Raw genomic sequence first — 16,250 nt, forward strand, 5'->3', positions numbered from 1 at the left:
CGATGAGAACCCAGCCGCGATGCGTCAGCGGCGCGAGACGGTCGAGCATCCCTTTGGGACGATCAAGGCGCGGATGGGCGCGACCCACTTCCTGATGAAGCGGCTCCGCAACGTGAAGACGGAGACGGCGCTCGCCGTCCTCGCCTACAACCTGACGCGGGTCATGAACATCCTGGGCGTCGGCGCGCTGATGGCGGCAATCCGGGCCTGATCCGCCTCCCTCCGGCCCAGAACACTGCTGGAGCCCGTCAGGTCGCCAACGACGGCAAGACGCCGAACCGCCAGCTCGATCCACGCCCGAGCACCAGCGGCGGCCAGGTTGAGCCGATGCCGCCAGCGTTTTCACACGACCAAGACCCAGAGGAGACATTCGTCAGATTCATCACCCGATGCTAGTCGAGGCGAATCCTCGCGGTCGCCTGCGAGTGCGCACCGACGTTTCGCGACCACTTGGTTGGTCCGTCAGAACGCGCCCGGACCATGGAAGTTGTCGATCCGTATCGCTTTGGGCACTATTCGCGGATGCTTCTCTTTCTTGCCGGCGTTCTCGAGCAGATGGACTTGGCGCTTGAGCATATCTCAACGCGCGAAGTCCATGATTCGCGATTTGGACTGATGCTTACCGACAACGCTATTGAGCTCGTTTTGCACCAGATTGCTAAAGAGAAAGATCTTCGATTGAAGGCATTCTATTTTTCTCAACCAGACTACGCGCACAAACGGGAGCTTGTCGAAGCGTTGGGAGGGTCGTTCGACGCGAAGCTGAAATTCGCGCGAATTGAAGGCATGATCTCTGAGGAACGCTCTCGCACAATTAAGATCCTACACTCGCTCCGCAATGAGTTGTATCACGTCGGACTCCAGCACGAGGCGATTTTGCCGGACCTTGCGGACCTCTATTTCGACACGGCCTGCCAATTCCTCGCTCGATACGAGCCTTATGGGCTTAGCTGGATTTCGAATCAAAAGCTACCTGAGCGGGCGAAAAAATACTTCAAAGGTCCCGAATCTTTTCCAGCACGCCCCGATGATTTTAGGAATGCTTGCAGCGAATTGGAAATCGCGTGCGCTCACGATAGTACTCAGACCGTCGAAAGCTTAGCCGATCACATGGAGCACGTGGTCAGCGAGTGTGACACCTATATCGACATCATTGCTGGCGGCATCTATGTCGGCCAGCAGAAGCCGCGTGATGCAGCGATTGTTGACTGCCAAGCATGGCCGCTTGCCTTCACGAAGGAAGGGCAGCTCTTTGCGAAGGAGCATGGTTGGGCGGGCGAGAACGTCCTACAGTTAGCTGAATGGTTGGGTCAAAACTACCCGTTTCGACTGAAGCGCGACCCGGTATCGTCATGGAGGAAGCAAGTGGCACGCCTACGGTCCAAAAAGAATCCACACGTTGCTCTCTTCAACTACCAGTCGTTTATGGACGCGACATCAAGCATTCGTGAAGCACTCTATGAGAATGCAGCTCAGGTCGAAATCGAAATCGATCGCCTGATCGATCAGCGGCGCGGCAAATAGGGTGAGCTTTGTCGATTTAGGTGAGCCGCCTCGCGCCTATATTGATGCCATCCAAGAGACCGCGGAATACAACTTGCCGCGCTTGTTGAGTTCGCGCAGTCGCAACGTCTGTGGCATGCCTCCGGTACGCAGCAAAGATCTACCCTCGACCGGCGGCGGCGGGCAGATTCCGAACTTTCTATGCATGACAGCGTCGTTCGGTCGAGTAGGCAGTGCGGCTAGGCTGTATAGACATGCTGCAGCTCCCTCCGCGTGACCTTCTCCAGTCCGCTGAAAGATGCACCAGTGATGATGAGTTGACAGCACTGATATTCTTCCCTGGACAATAAATCGATAAAAGGCTGGACGATAAAGTTTTCTTTGTCTTCAATAGACTCCCCTGAAAACTCCCCTGGAACGTCGATAATGGAGATGCCCGGGTAGTGGTAGCCGTCTTTGCCACTGAGGGTCAGCAGGCCGTAGTGGTAGGCCATGAGAAAATACAGAGTATCGGTTCCGCCCAGCACGGCGCTCCAACGCCGGGCTCCGACCTTGATGCTGAACCCGGACCTGGAAATATCGATGCGAACCCGATTGTGGCGCCAGGCCCCTGGCTTAAGCGTGTCGATCGCAGAGAGGTATCCGTTCATGCCGTCTTCGAGTTCGGCGGCCGCGGATTCAAAATCGGTTGATCTCGCTGCTTGATCGACCCGAGCCTGCAGTGGAACTATCTTCTTCTCAATCTCGCGGACACGCTCGATGATTTCAGCCCCCGCAGCAACTGCGGAGGATAGCCGCCCTATCTGACGCTGCCTCTCGCTCGCTTCTCCCAACGCTACGTCCAGGGCACTGACATCGTCTTGCACGAGCGCACTGACGGCTTCGCGCGAAGGCGCGAGTTCATTTTCGACAAGACGCAGCCGCTCTTGTACTGAAGTAATCTCACCTTGAAGTCGCCCAAATTCAGAACGCAGGGCGACGATAATTTCATCGACCTCTTTAATCTCGCCGGCAAGCCTTTCGCGTTCGAACCTGATGCGGACGGCGCCGAGCTCCTGCACTACAGGCTGTTCCGGGAGCGGTTGATGGCACAGGAAGCACTCACGGTCGTGGGTGTTGATTTGGCGAATTTTTTGGTCGCACGCCGGGCAGTGCGTGATCCTGAGGTCTGCTAAGAGTTGCCCGGCTTCTTCCGCTCGGTTCAGGCGGTCGAACTCCGTCACCAGCTCCGCGCGGTATCGATTCATCTCGGCTAGCCGCTCGGTCGCATCATCAAGCCTCCGATGCAGCTCCTCCAGTGCAACCAAGCTCGCAGCTCTTGCCTCCCCGAGTTCGGCAACTCGGCCGCGACCATGGGGAGCGAGCGCTTGATCGCGCGCGGATCCAATCAATTTGGCGCGTTGGTTCCTGAGAGAATTGATTTCCTCAGCAATCCTGCCCTCAGCAGCCCTGACAGTAGCGGCCGAAACTCCTACGGAAAGGCCGGGCTCAGACAGAACGTCCCTGGCAAGCGCTTCGAGCGCCGCGCCATAATACTCGTGGCTTGCCTTAAGGCGCTCCGCCTGCAGCTTCATGGATACAAGCTCGCCATATTCTTTGGTGAAGATTTTCTCCGCCAGCCCGAGGAACTGCATAAGGCATGCCAGTTGCTCGCCTTCAGGCTGTTTGTCGGCAAGGTCGCCCCAGAACCGTTGCTGCCGGTAGATATGGCGCAGCAGCATTCGGAAGCTGAGCTGAGGCCATGTCTGTCCGGACATGGGATTGCCCTTCGGAAAGTGAAGAAGCGGGACTCCCAGCTTCTCCATTAGCCACTGCTGGAATTCACGGGCTGGCATTGAGTCGTCATTAACGAATACCTTGGATTTCGCGCCTGCTTCCCGCCACCTACGCTCGACCCAGAACATTTCCTCTCCGATGCGAAATTCGACGCCGGCAGCTTCATACTTCTCAGAAAGTCCGGTCTCCTCGGCGCCCTCAAATGGATTGTCTCCGGTATCCCCGAGTAGGAAATCGAGAGTTTGAAGCCACTTAGTCTTGCCAGTATTGGGGGGGCCGACGAGGACATTCACGCCAAGATCAAAATCGATCTCTTCGACGTTCCCGGTAGCCAATCGGCGTAGGAGCCGACCTACCGAAAGAAATGAGCCACCATCATTCATTCAATCACCTGCCCCATGGGACGGCGCCCTACCTCTTCATCAAATATTTTGTAAATGTGGTCCTTCAGAAAAGTTCCGCTCTTTCCGCCGAAAACCTTCTTTATCTTGCGCATGCGATCGACCAAGCCTGAAAACGATGGCGCCAAGGCAAGAGCTCTTGCACGTTGCTTGCCGAGGTCCGTCAGTGCCAATCGATAGGTCTTGCCCTCCTTCGTCACGGTGATCAGCCCCTTGGCTTCCAAGTGGGCGAGAACGTGGTAGTAGCGCTTGTCCCAGGGGCCATAGTGGTGGCGCACCATGGCTGACTCGATGGCGGAGTCGCCGTTTTCGTCCTGCGCCACCTCATCGGACGACACTGGCATTCTGGCGGCAGCAACTTCGAAGAAGTCAGGATACCTGGCGAAGAAGTCGAGCTTGGCCATCTTTGTTAAGCCGTCGATGCGGCCGGCGACCCCGCAAAGGTTAAACAGGAGGAGCAAGCGGGCGGCGTGGAACTCCACTACGTCGTCGGCCGAGAGCGGCAGACTTGCTGGTCTGGTTCCGATGCGATTGATCGACCTCATTGGGGTCTCACAAATCGCATCATGCAGCGGTCAGCGATGTCGTACATGCATCCTTTCAGGAATGCGGATCGGTCATCGGCACCGGGCTCACGTGCAGCGTTTATCTTGTCCAGTCGCGCAACGCAGAGCGCGTGGAAGCTCGGCCCGTCCAGGTCGAGTTCACCGGCAATAAGCTTCGAACGCAGCGACAGCACTTCTGCCTCCACACGGTCCCGCAGAGTCTCGCCTAATTCCGCTTCCATGTATCGGGAGGTGCGGGAGGACTTCGCGTAGCGACGGCGCAGATCCAGAGCGAGCGCAACAAGGTCCTGCGGGAGCTCCGCGTCCTCCATCTTCCTTTTGAGCTTTCCTCCGGACGGAGCCGAGACGCCGGTGACAAGTTCTTCCATTCGCTGCTCCCACCAACTCCGCAGCGTGGACTGCGTGATTATCTTTTCATGCCACTTGGATTTTGGCTTAGCGTCCCCTGCCGCCTTCGCGCGGCGGCGCAGCTCAATTAGAAGTAATTCCGCCTGATCAAACAATAATGTTCGCCCTTCGCTGTTGCTTATCTTAATCAGACGAAGAAGGTTTTCTCTCTTGATGGCGGCCTCACTGTGCCGCACATCCCAGTGGCAATTGGTAATCCAGTAATCTGTGCAGTTCCCCTTCTCGGATTTGGAGCCGGGGCATCGCTTCTCGATTGCGGCGAGGAGTGCCTTGCAGTCATCGCACTCCGGCTGCCTAGCAGGAGCGTCGGCCCCATAAGTGAGGAGCTTTAGATCGTTATCAACGTCGCGCAGCGTCACAATCCGGAACAGAGCTGTCTCTTTGTACTTGTCCCGCGCCAGGGAAATCTCAAATATAGACGTACCAGGCTTGCTCTTCTTGCGCTGGCAGAGGCCAGCGACCGACCAAAGGTGCTTCGGCTCGCCCGCCTTCACCTGAACAAACTCTGCAATCCGTTCCGCTGCACTCTCATGAGTGCGAACTACGAGAATATCGTCATGGGTTTCACAGTGGATTTTTTCGATGTCGGAGCGTTCCAACATATCCAGTAAGAAGCCGACTGCGATCTCGTCCTGGTAGTTGAAGCCTGTACGCGCGACCGGGCCACCTTCCTCAACGGGAAGACTTTCGTCGACGGAAGGCCATTCGACGGGGTGAATGTGGGTGTTGTCGCTCATCGCCCCCAATTGCTTCAAGCCACCGCACTTTTCGTGGGTGATGGTAGACTTCATGAGGCTATATTCTAGCTTTGTTCGCCACCATGTTGAGAGGTAGAATGTCGCGGACGGCCGCGTAGTGCAACCACACGATGCACTTGGGCCGCCCTACATCTAAGAAATTGATCTCTAATGCAACGGTTTCGTGCGCGCGCACCTCTGATGTCGTGTGATGACATTGATGGGAAGCCCATGTGACGAAGGCCCGCTTTCGCCGCTGGAATGCAGTGGCACTGATGCCCGCCGACCGGTCGGCGAAGGGTCTGAGCTGACTTTACCTCGCTGTCCGCTCCTGGCGCTGATCGGAAGCGGCGCCGGAAGCGCCGCTTCCGACGATAAGGCAAAGAACTAGATCGTGAAGCCATGAGCGGGACTATTCGCAACTGGTGGTTAGCGGTGGTCCCGCGCCGCTAGCGTCCTTACCTTTTTCCGCGTTCCCCGCGTATTGTAGCGCGCCAATGCAAGTCGAGGCGGACGCTCCCGACGGATGACGACATCAGCCCCACGCTCTCGCAAGAAGCGTCGGAGCCGTTGGCAGTTCTTTCGGCCCCACACACCGACGTATCGTTTCATCCAAGGTGCTTGACGGTATGAGGCGTAGCCGCTGAATGCTTCGTCGAGTTCAGCAAGCGTCAGATACTCGGAGAGTTTCGAAAGTCGCACCACGCACACGACTGGGTCGCTGCCGACGACAAAGGCAGCGTCTGAAAACTCGTAGGCGACGATTTGATGCACCATGTTGGGAGCATCTTCGCGATTCCGACCGTCCGCAAGTGGCGCACAGCCGTCGCCCTATCCGCGCTGTCGGACACCGAACAGACTTGCCCTCAAACGGTGGACTCCTGGCCCCCGGCAAGGCCTCGGGGGCAGACAGCAGCGCGGCCGGGAGCACTGGCTCCCGGCCGCGAACTCGGGCGCTTGAAGACGGATCGGACCGGGGTGGCTCCCGCCGCCGCCCCTCTCCGCTCAGCCGTCCTTGAAGTAGTAGCTGTAGCCGTTGAGCGCCGGTGCGCCGCCCAGGTGGGCGTAGAGCACCTTGGAGCCCGCGGGGAAGAAGCCCTTGCGGGTCAGGTCGATCAGGCCCTGCAGGGATTTGCCCTCGTAGACCGGGTCGGTGATCATCGCCTCGGTGCGGGCGCCGAGGCGGATCGCCTCGTTGGTCGCCTCCGAGGGCACGCCGTAGGCCGGATAGGCGTAGTCGGGATTGATGACGATCTCGTCCTCGCGGATCGGCCGGCCCAGCTCCAGCAGCGCCGCGGTGTCGTCGACGATGCGGCGGACCTGGGCGCGGGTCTGCTCGGGCGTCGCCGAGGCGTCGATGCCGATCACCCGCTCGGCGCGGTCCTGGGCGGCGAAGCCGACGATCATGCCGCCCTGGGTCGAGCCGGTGACGACGCAGACGACGACGTAGTCGAAGCGGAAGCCCAGCGCCCTCTCCTGCTCGGCGACCTCCTCGGCGAAGCCGACGTAGCCGAGCGCGCCGTACTTGTGCACCGAGGCGCCGGCCGGGATGCCGTAGGGCTTGCCGCCGGCGTCGCGCACCGACTGCATCGCGTCCTCCCAGCTCTTGCGGATGCCGATGTCGAAGCCCTCGTCGACCAGGCGGCTGTCGGCGCCCATCAGGCGGGTCATCAGGATGTTGCCGACCCGGTCGTAGACGGCGTCGTAGTGCGGCACCCACTTCTCCTGCACCACGACGCACTTCATGCCGATCTTGGCGGCGGTGGCGGCGACCATGCGGGTGTGGTTCGACTGCACCCCGCCGATCGAGACCAGCGTGTCGGCGCCCGAGGCGATGGCGTCGGGCACGATGTACTCCAGCTTCCTCAGCTTGTTGCCGCCCATGGCCAGGCCCGAGTTGCAGTCGTCGCGCTTGGCGTAGATCTCGACCTTGCCGCCGAGCGCCGCGGTCAGGCGCGGCAGGTGCTCGATCGGCGTCGGGCCGAAGGTCAGCGGGTAGCGCTCGAAGTTCGCGAGGAGCGACGTGGCGGGGGACTTGGCGGGCGGGGACATGGCGGGGCCTCCGGGCTGCGTGAAGGACGGCATGCTAGGAGAAGAGCCCTGAAAGGTGCTCTCGAATTGCTTCCCTCGGTCGCATCGATTGGGTAAGCAGATGCCCCTTGTCGCCCTGATCTCTCGTCCAGATCCCTATTTTGGGAAGATTCTTCCATGAGCGAGCTCGACCGGATCGACCTGAACATCCTGCGCGCCCTGCAGGCGAACGGGCGGCTGACCAACGCCGAGCTGGCGAGCCGCGTCAACGTCAGCCCGGCGACCTGCCACCGCCGCACCCAGCGGCTGTTCGAGGAGGGCTACGTCGCCGGCGTGCACGCCCAGATCGCGCCGGAGCCCGTCGGGCTCGGCGCCCTGGTCATGGTCGGCGTCGTGCTCGACCGCTCGACGCCGGACAGCTTCGCCGCCTTCGAGGCGGCGGTGACGAAGATGGCCTTCGTGCTGGACTGCAACCTGGTCGCCGGCGACTTCGACTACCTGCTGAAGATCCGGGTCAGGGACATCGGCGACTTCAACAAGCTGCACGGCGAGCAGCTGATCGCGCTGCCCAGCGTGCGCCAGACCCGCACCTTCTTCGTCATGAAGCAGGTCAAGGAGAACGCGCCGCTGCCCTTCTGAGGCGGCCAGCCCCGGCGCCTCAGCCGGCCGCGGCCTGCGGGCCGTCCGCCGAGCGGAAGCAGTCGAGGATCCAGTCGACGGCGGCGCGCACCGAGGGGTTGCGCGCCAGGTCCGGATGGGCGACCGCCCAGTAGTCGGCTCGCAGCGCCTCGATCGGCGCCGAGAGCCGCAGCAGGCCCGGCAGGGCGTCGCCGAGGAAGCAGGGCAGCACGGCGACGCCGACCCCGCCGGCGGCCGCGGCGGCCATCAGGTCGCTGCGCATCAGCCGGGCGGCCGGCGGGCGCTCGCGCATCCGCTCGCGTAGCCAGCGCATGGTGACGTAGTGCTCCTGCTCCTCGACGAAGCCGAGCCAGGGCAGGCTGGCCAGCTCGGCCGGCCCGAGCGGCAGGGCCCGGCCCTCGGCGAAGCGCGGCGCGCCGTAGAGCGCGCAGTCGAGCGCCCCGACCCGCCGGGTCAGCCCCTCGCCCGTCTCCGGGATGCCGTGGCGGACCAGGATCTCGGGGGCGCGGCCGGCGCCGGGCGCCGGCGCCCCGGTGACCAGCAGCTCGATGCCGGGCCCCTCGGCGATGCCGGCCAGGCCGCGCGCCAGCAGTGCCGCCGCCCACTCGCCGGCGCCGACCCGCAGGGTCTCGGCCAGGCCGCCGACCAGGCCGTGGGAGCGCCGCTCGACCCGCAGGGCGGCGGTCTCGACGGCGCGCGCCTCCGGCAGCAGCACCGCCCCCGCCGCCGTCAGGCGGTGGCCGTCGCGCTCGCGCTCGAACAGCGGCAGGCCGAGGTCGGCCTCCAGGCCGCGCAGGCGCCGCGCGATCGTCGGCTGGGTGACGCCGAGCGCCTCCGCGGCCCGGCGCAGGCTGCCGAGCTGGGCGACGGCCAGGAAGGCTCGGAGATCGTCCCAGTCCATGAAACGAAAATATAACACTCGGATATAAAATGTGGAATATCAGCCTTTCGCCGGCCGTGCCACGCTCCGCCCGCCCTCACCCAGCGGAGCCGCCTGCCATGCCCCTGGCGATCCTGGTTACCCTCGGCGCCCTGCTGTCCTGGGCGGCGCTGCTCGCCGCCAGCCGCGTGCTGCTGCTGCGCCTCGGCCTCGACCCCTGGGCCTTCAGCTTCGTGCAGCTCTGCGCCGGCGGCCTCGTGCTGCTGGCGGCCGGCGGGCGCCGGCGCCCCGACCTCTCGAGCTTCCGCCGGCCGGCGACCTGGGCCCTCGGGGTGCTGCGGGTGCTGTCGGCCGCCTGCTACACCGCCGTCCTGGTCCGGCTCAGCGTGCTGGAGGCCGGCGTGCTCGGCGCGGTCAACGTGCCGCTGGTCGCGCTCGCGGTCTGGCTGGCCTTCGGGCGGCGGCCGGCGCGCGGCGAGTGGCTGGGCCAGCTGGTGATCCTGGCGGCGATCCTGCCGCTGGTCGCCGGCCTGGAGGGCGGGCTCCGCGATCCGGCGGTCGGGCTGATGCTGCTCAACGAGCTCTGCCTGGTTGCGGCGACGCTGCTCGCCGAGCGGCATCCCGACAACCGCTCCGACCGGCCCGGCGCGCGCTTCCGCCTGACCGGCGCGGTGCTGCTGGTCACCGCCGCGCTGTTCCTCGCCGTCCGCCTCGCCGAGGGTGGCAGCGCCGGCGGCCTCCTGGACCGACCGCTGCTGGCCGCCGGCGCCGCGGTCGGCGTCGCCTTGCGGGCGCCCTCGATGGTCCTGTCGTTCTGGTCGATCCGGCTGGTCGGCGCCCGCAACTACATGGCCGCGGTCTCCCTGCTGCCGCTGCTCGGCCTGGGCCTCGAGCAGGCCGCCCTCGCCGCCGGGCTGATCGAGGTCTCGCGCTTCCGCCCCGGCACCGCCCTGCTGGCCCTCGGCGTCGTCGCCGGCACCCTGCTGGTCGTCGCCGCCCGGATCCGCGCCCGCCGACCGGCGCCGCCCCGGGGGCAGGAATCGGTTGCCCGGACCTGGCGCAGGCGCCAGATTCGACCCTGGCATCGAGGCCATCCGCCGGCCCGTAAGGCCTTGTCGCCCGATCGCCCCGTCGCCCGGGATCCGGCGTAGCTCCGGCAGTCGTCCGTCGATCGAGCGGCGGCCGAAGCGGTCCGGCCTGGCGACGCCCGACCCCGGCGGCGATGGGAAGCAAGGGAAACGCGACGCAGTCCGCGGGAGGGGATCGTTGATCGATATCTTGAAGATCCTGGCGGCCCTGGCCTCGGGCTACCTCCTGGGCAGCCTCAATACGGCGGTGATCGTCGGCAGGCTATACGGCAGGGACATAACCAGCCATGGCAGCGGGAATGCCGGGCTCACCAACGCCCTGAGGGTGCTCGGGAAGCCCGCCGCGGCGCTGGTCCTCGCGGGCGACATCGCGAAGGGCGTGATCGCCTGCCTCATCGGCCTGCGCCTCGGCGTCCATGTCCAGTCGGGAGACGCCGGCGATTGCGCGAGCCTCCTGGCGGCCGGCGCCGGCGCGGTCCTGGGGCACAACTGGCCTGTCTATTTCCAGTTCAAGGGGGGCAAGGGAGCGCTGACGGCCGTGACCGTGCTGTTCATGCTGAACTGGGTCATGGCTCTCATCTGCCTCGGCTTCTTCGTGATCGTCGTCGCCTCGACCCGCTATGTTTCCCTGGGCACGCTCTGCGCCACCGTGCTTTTCGCGGCCATCTCGTTCGTGCCCGCCTTCGGCAACGCACTCTACTTTCATGTCTTCGCGTTGCTGATGGTGCTCATCATCGTCTTCAAGCACAGGGCGAACATAGGAAGGCTGCTCTCGGGAACGGAGAACAAGCTCGCTTTCTGAGTTCCCGGGACGGCGGGCATCGACCGTTCGACGGGCGGCGTCCCGTCGGAACCGGCAAGCTCCTGGAGTTCGCGCCCCTCGCGAGGCGCGCCGCCGTCAGTGGGTCAGCTCGTGCGCGTGGCGCTGCGTCCGGGTCAGGTCGTCGATGGCCTCGACGATGCGGTTCCAGAGATGGCAGCCCTCGAGGTCGCCGGTATCCAGCAGCGCATCGGCCCGCCGGGCCGCCACGGCCGCCGCGACCTCGCCGTGGTCCCGGATCAGCAGGGCGGCCGAACGGAAGATGTCGAGGTCGGAGCTCATCGGGTCGCCCATCCAGGATCCGTCGAGGGCCGTCGCGCGCTCAGGTCTCCAGGAACGACCGGAGCTTCCGGCTGCGCGTCGGGTGCTTGAGCTTGCGCAGCGCCTTGGCCTCGATCTGGCGGATGCGCTCGCGCGTCACCTTGAACTGCTGGCCGACCTCCTCGAGAGTGTGGTCGGTGTTCATGCCGATGCCGAAGCGCATGCGCAGCACGCGCTCCTCGCGCGGCGTCAGCTCCGCCAGAACGCGGGTCGCCGCACTCCGCAGGTTCGACTGGATGGCCGACTCGAGCGGCAGGACGGCGTTCTTGTCCTCGATGAAGTCGCCGAGGCGGCTGTCCTCCTCCTCGCCGACCGGCGAGTCGAGCGAGACCGGCTCCTTGGCGATCTTCGAGATCTTGCGGATCCGGTCGATCGGCAGCTGGAGCTTCTCCGAGAGCTCCTCGTCGGTCGGCTCGCGGCCGAGCTCGTGGATCATGATGCGCCGGGTCCGCGTCACCTTGTTGATCGACTCGATCATGTGCACCGGCACGCGGATGGTCCGGGCCTGGTCGGCGATCGAGCGGGTGATCGCCTGGCGGATCCACCAGGTCGCGTAGGTCGAGAACTTGTAGCCGCGCCGGTACTCGAACTTGTCGACCGCCTTCATCAGGCCGATGTTGCCCTCCTGGATCAGGTCCAGGAACTGCAGCCCGCGGTTCGTGTACTTCTTGGCGATCGAGATCACCAGACGCAGGTTCGCCTCGACCATCTCCTCCTTGGCCTTGGCGGCGTCGCGCTGGCCGGCGCGCACGGTCGAGACGACGCGGCGGAACTCGCCGACCGGCAGGCCGGTCTCCCGGGAGATCGCGGCGATCTTCTCGCGCAGCTCCTTGACCTCGGCCTCCTCCTTCTCCGCGAAGGCGGCCCAGCCCTTGCCGGACAGGCGCTTGACCTTGGAGAGCCAGCGCGGGTCGAGCTCGCGGCCGTAATAGTGCTTCAGGAACTCCTCGCGCGGCACCTTGTGCTGCTGGGCGAGGCGCAGCAGGCGCCCCTCCAGGCCCACCAGCTGCTTGTTGTGGCCGTAGAGCTGCTCCAGCAGCTGCTCGATGCGCGCGTTGTTGAGGTGCACCTCGCCCATGATGTCGACGAGCTTGTCGCGATACTCGGCATAGAGCGCCTCGAGCTCGTCGGGCACCTTCTCGCCGCGCTCCATGTGGGAGAAGCGGCCGCGCTGGACTTCGACCAGGGCCTCGAAGGTGGCGCCCATCCGGTTCAGCGTCTCCAGGACGACCGGCGTCAGCTGGATCTCGCGGGCCGCCAGCGAGACGTTCTCGCCCTCGTCGTCCTCCTCGTCGCCGGCCGCCGCGGCATCGGCGTCCTCGTCGTCGGCCGCCTTGCCGGCGGGCGCGGCGGCCTCCTGCCCGGGCGCGGCCGCCGCTCCGGCGTCCGCGGCCTCGCCGCCGTCCGGGCTGTCGGCGCCGTCGGACGCCGTCGCCTCGAGATCGACGACGTCGCGCAGCAGGATCTCGCCGCTGACGATGCCCTCGCGCCAGGCGAGGAGGGCGCTGACGGTCAGCGGGCTTTCGCAGAGGGCGCCGATCATCCTCTCCCGGCCCGCCTCGATGCGCTTGGCGATGGCGATCTCGCCCTCGCGCGACAGCAGCTGCACGCTGCCCATCTCGCGCAGGTACATGCGTACGGGATCGTCGGTGCGCCCGACCTGCTCGTCGGTGACGTTGCCGGCCTGCTTGGCCTGGGTCGGCTCGTCGAGCGAGTCCTCGCTCTCCTCCTCCTCGTCGCCATGGCTCTCGACGGCGTTGATGCCCATCGAGGACAGCGTCGCCATGACGTCCTCGATCTGCTCGGAGGAAACCTGGTCGGGCGGCAAGACCTCGTTGAGCTCGTCGTAGGTGACGTAGCCGCGCTTCTTGGCGCGCTCGATCATGTCCTTGACCGACGTCTCGATCGCGTCGCCGAGCTCGTCGGCGGTCGTGTCGAGGCGTTCGTCTTCCGCAACTGCGCTCTGGCTTGCCTTGCTCAAGGTGGTTCCCTTCTTGCCGGATGCGACTTCGGCGAACGTCTTCCGTGCGGGAGCAGCGCTGCCCGAGGCCTTCGAACCAACAAGGCTCCGCACCCGCGGGCGCAACTGCGTGCTCGACCCCCCATGATCGCCGATGCGACCCGGACGCTCAAAGCCTTCGTCGATTCGGGAAGACTGGAAGGTGGTAAGTGACCTCTGAGCCCCCCGCTGTCAAGGCTGGCGGCGCGTCTCCGGGATCGCCCGCGCCGTCGCCGGTGCGCCGCGCGCCCTGCGGGAATCGCCGACCGAGCCGGCCGGCGTCCCGGACGCCCTCGATTCAGGGGCCTCCCGGGCTGCCCGACCGCGAGCGCGCGGCGCTGCGCGCCTTGCGGCGGGCCGGGAATCGCGGGCCTTATGCGCCTCCCCGCCCCATCCCGAAGAACGGCGCGCGCCCATGACCCTGGACCTCGTCTCCCGCAGCGACTTCACTCTGGAGAGCTACCGTGCCGTGGCCTGGGACGGCCGGCCGGTGCGCTTCGGCGCGGCGGCGCTGGCGCGCATGGCGGACTGCCGGGCGCAGTTCCTGCGGCTGCTCGACAGCGATCCCGACGTCACGATCTACGGTGTCACCAGCGGCTACGGCTCGCGCGCCGACCGGCGCTTCGGCCCCGAGGAGCGGCGCGAGCACGCGCGGCAGCCGCCCTTCGGCGTCTGCGTGGCCTTCGGCCCGCCGCTGCCGCAGCGCGTCGCCCGCGGCATCGTCTTCGCGCGGCTCGCCAACTACGTCGAGGGCCACGCTGCGGTCTCGCCCGAGCTGGCCGCCGCGGTCGCCGGCCTGCTCGACGGCACTCCCCTGCCGGCGGTCTCGGCGATGGGCCAGGGCGGGGCCGGCGAGATCCTGGGGCTGGCGCCGCTGTTCCTCGAGCTCGCCAGCCGCTTCCCGCTGGCCGAGAAGGAGGCGCTGGCGCTGATCAACGGCTCGCCCTGCGCGACCGCCCTGATCAGCGACGCGGCGCTGGCGGCCGAGCGGCGGCTGGCCCTGGCCGAGGCGGTCTTCGCGCTCTCGGCCGAGGCGATCCGGGCGCCGCTCGAGGCCTATGCGCCCGAGCTCGAGGAACTCTGGAACGATCCCCACGAGGCCGCCGCCCTGGCCGCGCTGCGCCACCTCCTGCACGGCGGCGGCGCCGAGCGGCGGCCCTACCAGGCGCCGGTCAGCTACCGCATCCTGCCGCGCGTCCTGGGCCAGTCGCGCCGCGCGCTGGCGGCGGCGCGCGAGGTCGCCGGGCGCGCGCTCGGCGCGGTCACCGACAACCCCGTCTTCCTGCCCGCGGACGCCGCCCACCCGCGGGGCCGCGTCTACAGCACCGGCGGCTACCACAACGGCGCCGCCTATCCGGCACTCGACAATCTCGCCGCGGCGGCCGCCGACCTCTGCCTGATCGCCGACCGCCACACCTCGAGGCTGCTCGACGGCCGCCATTCGCTGCTGCCCGACCAGCTGCAGGCCGGCGAGGGGCGCCTCGGCCTGCTCGGCGCCGTTCAGGTCGGCTATGCCGAGGAGGCGAAGCGCGCCGCGCAGCGCAGCTTCCTGCCGGGCAGCGACGGCGGCGGCTTCGGCCAGAACGACGTGTCGCCGCCGACCTTCCTGGCCTGGCGCGGGCAGGAGACGGCGTCGCTCTGCCTCGAGGCAGCGCTGGCCGGGCTCGCCGCGGTCGCCTCCCAGGCGCTCTTCGTGACCGAGCGGCCGGCGCCGCCCGCGCTGCGGGAGCTGCTCGGCGAGATCCGCGCGACCGTGCCGCCGGTCGTGTCACCGCGGGCGCTCGGCCCGGAGGTCGGGCGGCTGGCCGCAGCCTTCCGCCGGCGCATCCACGACGTCGCCCCGGCGCTGGCGGAGGGCTGACGGCCGGCCGGGCGGGTGAAGACCGACGGCAAGCCGCTCTGCCTCTGCGAGTTCGGACGACCCGCCCGCCGGTCAGCCCATCTGGAAGCCCGGCGTCGACTTCGACAGGGCGGCCTCCTCCTCGGTCATCGCCTCGGGCACGCCCTCGAAGAGCGGCGAGGAGAGGTAGCGCTCGCCGGTGTCGGGCAGCATGGCCAGGATGACCGTGCCGGGCGCCGCCTTCTCGGCGATCCCCATGGCGACGGCGAAGGTGCCGCCGCCGGAGATGCCGGTCAGGATGCCCTCGTGCCGGGCCAGCTTGCGCGACCACTCGATGGCGGCCGGGCCGGCGACCGGGATCAGCTCGTCGTAGTAGCCGCCGTCGATCGACTCCTGCAGCACCAGCGGGATGAAGTCGGGGGTCCAGCCCTGGATCGGGTGCGGCTCGAAGGCGCCGTGGCCGACCGCGGGCGAGCCGTCGGCGGCGCGCTCCTGGGCCTGGCCGCTGCCGATCAGCTGGGCGTTGGCCGGCTCGCTGAGCACGATCTTCGTCTCCGGGCGCTCGCGGCGCAGCACGCGGGCGACGCCGGTCATGGTGCCGCCGGTGCCGTAGCCGGTCACCCAGTAGTCCAGGCGGTCGCCGGCGAAGTCGGCCAGGATCTCGCGCGCCGTGGTGTTCTCGTGGATCGTCGCGTTGTCGGCGGTCTCGAACTGGTGGGCCAGGAACCAGCCGTTCTGCTCGGCCAGCTCGACGGCCTTGCGGTACATGCCGAAGCCCTTGGCGGCCTTCGGCGTCAGCACGACCTTGGCGCCGAGGAAGCGCATCAGCTTGCGCCGCTCGATCGAGAAGGACTCGGCCATGGTGACGACCAGGGGGTAGCCCTTGGCGGCGCAGACCATGGCGAGGCCGATGCCGGTGTTGCCGCTGGTCGCCTCGACGACGGTCATGCCGGGCTTGAGCTCGCCGCGCCGCTCGGCCTCCTCGATGATCGAGATCGCCAGGCGGTCCTTGACCGAGGCGGCCGGGTTGAAGAACTCCGCCTTGACGTAGAGGCGCACGCCCTCGGGCGCCAGGTTGTTGATGCGGATCGCCGGCGTGTTGCCGATCGTGTCGACGACCGACTCGTAGAGCCGGCCGCGCCCTTCGGTGGTCCGGGACTGCTTGGCCATCCTTCGTTCCTCCCGCTGGCTGGTTCGGCGGGGATTGGAACGGATCGGCCGGAGCGGGTCACGCGATATTT

General features: G+C 66.4%; 14 protein-coding genes. 6 read left to right on the forward strand and 8 right to left on the reverse strand.

The features are described from left to right. Together B9O00_RS19420 and B9O00_RS32570 are read left to right on the forward strand one after the other, a co-directional pair. The coding region (locus B9O00_RS19420; RefSeq protein ID WP_143596279.1) for a transposase at positions 1 to 211 on the forward strand (211 nt) is incomplete at its 5' end. 269 nt (positions 212 to 480) lie between these two features. Further along, the gene (locus B9O00_RS32570) at positions 481 to 1,524 is read left to right on the forward strand and encodes a hypothetical protein (protein ID WP_143596280.1); all 1,044 of its coding nucleotides are present in this window, start codon (positions 481 to 483) and stop codon (positions 1,522 to 1,524) included. Positions 1,525 to 1,742: 218 nt separating this feature from the next. Here B9O00_RS32570 and B9O00_RS19425 read toward each other — a convergent pair whose 3' ends face one another. From B9O00_RS19425 to B9O00_RS19440, 4 genes are all read right to left on the reverse strand, one after another. Then, positions 1,743 to 3,662, reverse strand: coding sequence for a hypothetical protein (locus B9O00_RS19425; RefSeq protein ID WP_143596281.1), 1,920 nt, complete (start codon positions 3,660 to 3,662; stop codon positions 1,743 to 1,745). Next, positions 3,659 to 4,225, reverse strand: a complete 567-nt coding sequence (locus B9O00_RS19430) for a hypothetical protein (protein WP_143596282.1) — start codon at positions 4,223 to 4,225, stop codon at positions 3,659 to 3,661. The genes B9O00_RS19425 and B9O00_RS19430 overlap by 4 nt, the downstream gene beginning before the upstream one ends. Then, positions 4,222 to 5,391, reverse strand: coding sequence for a dsDNA nuclease domain-containing protein (locus tag B9O00_RS19435; protein ID WP_159460267.1), 1,170 nt, complete (start codon positions 5,389 to 5,391; stop codon positions 4,222 to 4,224). The genes B9O00_RS19430 and B9O00_RS19435 overlap by 4 nt, the downstream gene beginning before the upstream one ends. Before the next feature lie 1,005 nt (positions 5,392 to 6,396). Continuing rightward, positions 6,397 to 7,443 carry a 1-aminocyclopropane-1-carboxylate deaminase gene (locus B9O00_RS19440; protein WP_085124372.1) on the reverse strand — a complete coding sequence of 349 codons (1,047 nt, stop codon included), beginning with the start codon at positions 7,441 to 7,443 and terminating at the stop codon, positions 6,397 to 6,399. Positions 7,444 to 7,599: 156 nt separating this feature from the next. On the opposite strand from B9O00_RS19440, the gene B9O00_RS19445 reads away from it, so the two are divergent. After that, on the forward strand, positions 7,600 to 8,061 hold the full coding sequence (locus tag B9O00_RS19445; RefSeq protein ID WP_085124373.1) for an Lrp/AsnC family transcriptional regulator: 462 nt from the start codon (positions 7,600 to 7,602) through the stop codon (positions 8,059 to 8,061). 19 nt (positions 8,062 to 8,080) lie between these two features. Here B9O00_RS19445 and B9O00_RS19450 read toward each other — a convergent pair whose 3' ends face one another. After that, on the reverse strand, positions 8,081 to 8,962 hold the full coding sequence (locus tag B9O00_RS19450; RefSeq protein WP_085124374.1) for a LysR family transcriptional regulator: 882 nt from the start codon (positions 8,960 to 8,962) through the stop codon (positions 8,081 to 8,083). Positions 8,963 to 9,060: 98 nt separating this feature from the next. On the opposite strand from B9O00_RS19450, the gene B9O00_RS19455 reads away from it, so the two are divergent. Both B9O00_RS19455 and plsY read left to right on the forward strand, forming a co-directional pair. Beyond that, on the forward strand, positions 9,061 to 10,092 hold the full coding sequence (locus B9O00_RS19455; protein ID WP_085124375.1) for an EamA family transporter: 1,032 nt from the start codon (positions 9,061 to 9,063) through the stop codon (positions 10,090 to 10,092). A gap of 115 nt (positions 10,093 to 10,207) precedes the next feature. Beyond that, positions 10,208 to 10,831 carry a glycerol-3-phosphate 1-O-acyltransferase PlsY gene (gene plsY, locus B9O00_RS19460; protein ID WP_085124376.1) on the forward strand — a complete coding sequence of 208 codons (624 nt, stop codon included), beginning with the start codon at positions 10,208 to 10,210 and terminating at the stop codon, positions 10,829 to 10,831. A 96-nt stretch (positions 10,832 to 10,927) separates the two neighbouring features. Here plsY and B9O00_RS19465 read toward each other — a convergent pair whose 3' ends face one another. Both B9O00_RS19465 and rpoD read right to left on the reverse strand, forming a co-directional pair. After that, positions 10,928 to 11,143, reverse strand: a complete 216-nt coding sequence (locus B9O00_RS19465) for a hypothetical protein (protein WP_085124377.1) — start codon at positions 11,141 to 11,143, stop codon at positions 10,928 to 10,930. 28 nt (positions 11,144 to 11,171) lie between these two features. Further along, complete coding sequence (rpoD, locus tag B9O00_RS19470; RefSeq protein ID WP_085124378.1) at positions 11,172 to 13,151, reverse strand: RNA polymerase sigma factor RpoD; 1,980 nt, start codon at positions 13,149 to 13,151, stop codon at positions 11,172 to 11,174. Positions 13,152 to 13,584: 433 nt separating this feature from the next. Here rpoD and B9O00_RS19475 point away from each other — a divergent pair, with 433 nt between their 5' ends. Further along, positions 13,585 to 15,030: an aromatic amino acid lyase gene (locus tag B9O00_RS19475; protein WP_085124379.1), complete on the forward strand. Its 1,446-nt coding sequence runs from the start codon at positions 13,585 to 13,587 to the stop codon at positions 15,028 to 15,030. A 72-nt stretch (positions 15,031 to 15,102) separates the two neighbouring features. On the opposite strand, the gene B9O00_RS19480 is transcribed toward B9O00_RS19475, so the two are convergent. Beyond that, on the reverse strand, positions 15,103 to 16,179 hold the full coding sequence (locus tag B9O00_RS19480; protein WP_085124380.1) for a PLP-dependent cysteine synthase family protein: 1,077 nt from the start codon (positions 16,177 to 16,179) through the stop codon (positions 15,103 to 15,105). Positions 16,180 to 16,250 lie beyond the last annotated feature (71 nt).

This window comes from Tistlia consotensis USBA 355, from assembly GCF_900177295.1.
Lineage (GTDB): Bacteria > Pseudomonadota > Alphaproteobacteria > Kiloniellales > DSM-21159 > Tistlia > Tistlia consotensis.

Excerpts from the sequence above, each read along its gene's own strand:
- B9O00_RS32570 (WP_143596280.1), top strand. The coding sequence starts at position 481 with ATGGAAGTTGTCGATCCGTATCGCTTTGGGCACTATTCGCGGATGCTT.
- B9O00_RS19425 (WP_143596281.1), bottom strand. The coding sequence starts at position 3,662 with ATGAATGATGGTGGCTCATTTCTTTCGGTAGGTCGGCTCCTACGCCGA.
- B9O00_RS19430 (WP_143596282.1), bottom strand. The coding sequence starts at position 4,225 with ATGAGGTCGATCAATCGCATCGGAACCAGACCAGCAAGTCTGCCGCTC.
- B9O00_RS19435 (WP_159460267.1), bottom strand. The coding sequence starts at position 5,391 with ATGAGCGACAACACCCACATTCACCCCGTCGAATGGCCTTCCGTCGAC.
- B9O00_RS19440 (WP_085124372.1), bottom strand. The coding sequence starts at position 7,443 with ATGTCCCCGCCCGCCAAGTCCCCCGCCACGTCGCTCCTCGCGAACTTC.
- B9O00_RS19445 (WP_085124373.1), top strand. The coding sequence starts at position 7,600 with ATGAGCGAGCTCGACCGGATCGACCTGAACATCCTGCGCGCCCTGCAG.
- B9O00_RS19450 (WP_085124374.1), bottom strand. The coding sequence starts at position 8,962 with ATGGACTGGGACGATCTCCGAGCCTTCCTGGCCGTCGCCCAGCTCGGC.
- B9O00_RS19455 (WP_085124375.1), top strand. The coding sequence starts at position 9,061 with ATGCCCCTGGCGATCCTGGTTACCCTCGGCGCCCTGCTGTCCTGGGCG.
- B9O00_RS19465 (WP_085124377.1), bottom strand. The coding sequence starts at position 11,143 with ATGGGCGACCCGATGAGCTCCGACCTCGACATCTTCCGTTCGGCCGCC.
- B9O00_RS19475 (WP_085124379.1), top strand. The coding sequence starts at position 13,585 with ATGACCCTGGACCTCGTCTCCCGCAGCGACTTCACTCTGGAGAGCTAC.
- B9O00_RS19480 (WP_085124380.1), bottom strand. The coding sequence starts at position 16,179 with ATGGCCAAGCAGTCCCGGACCACCGAAGGGCGCGGCCGGCTCTACGAG.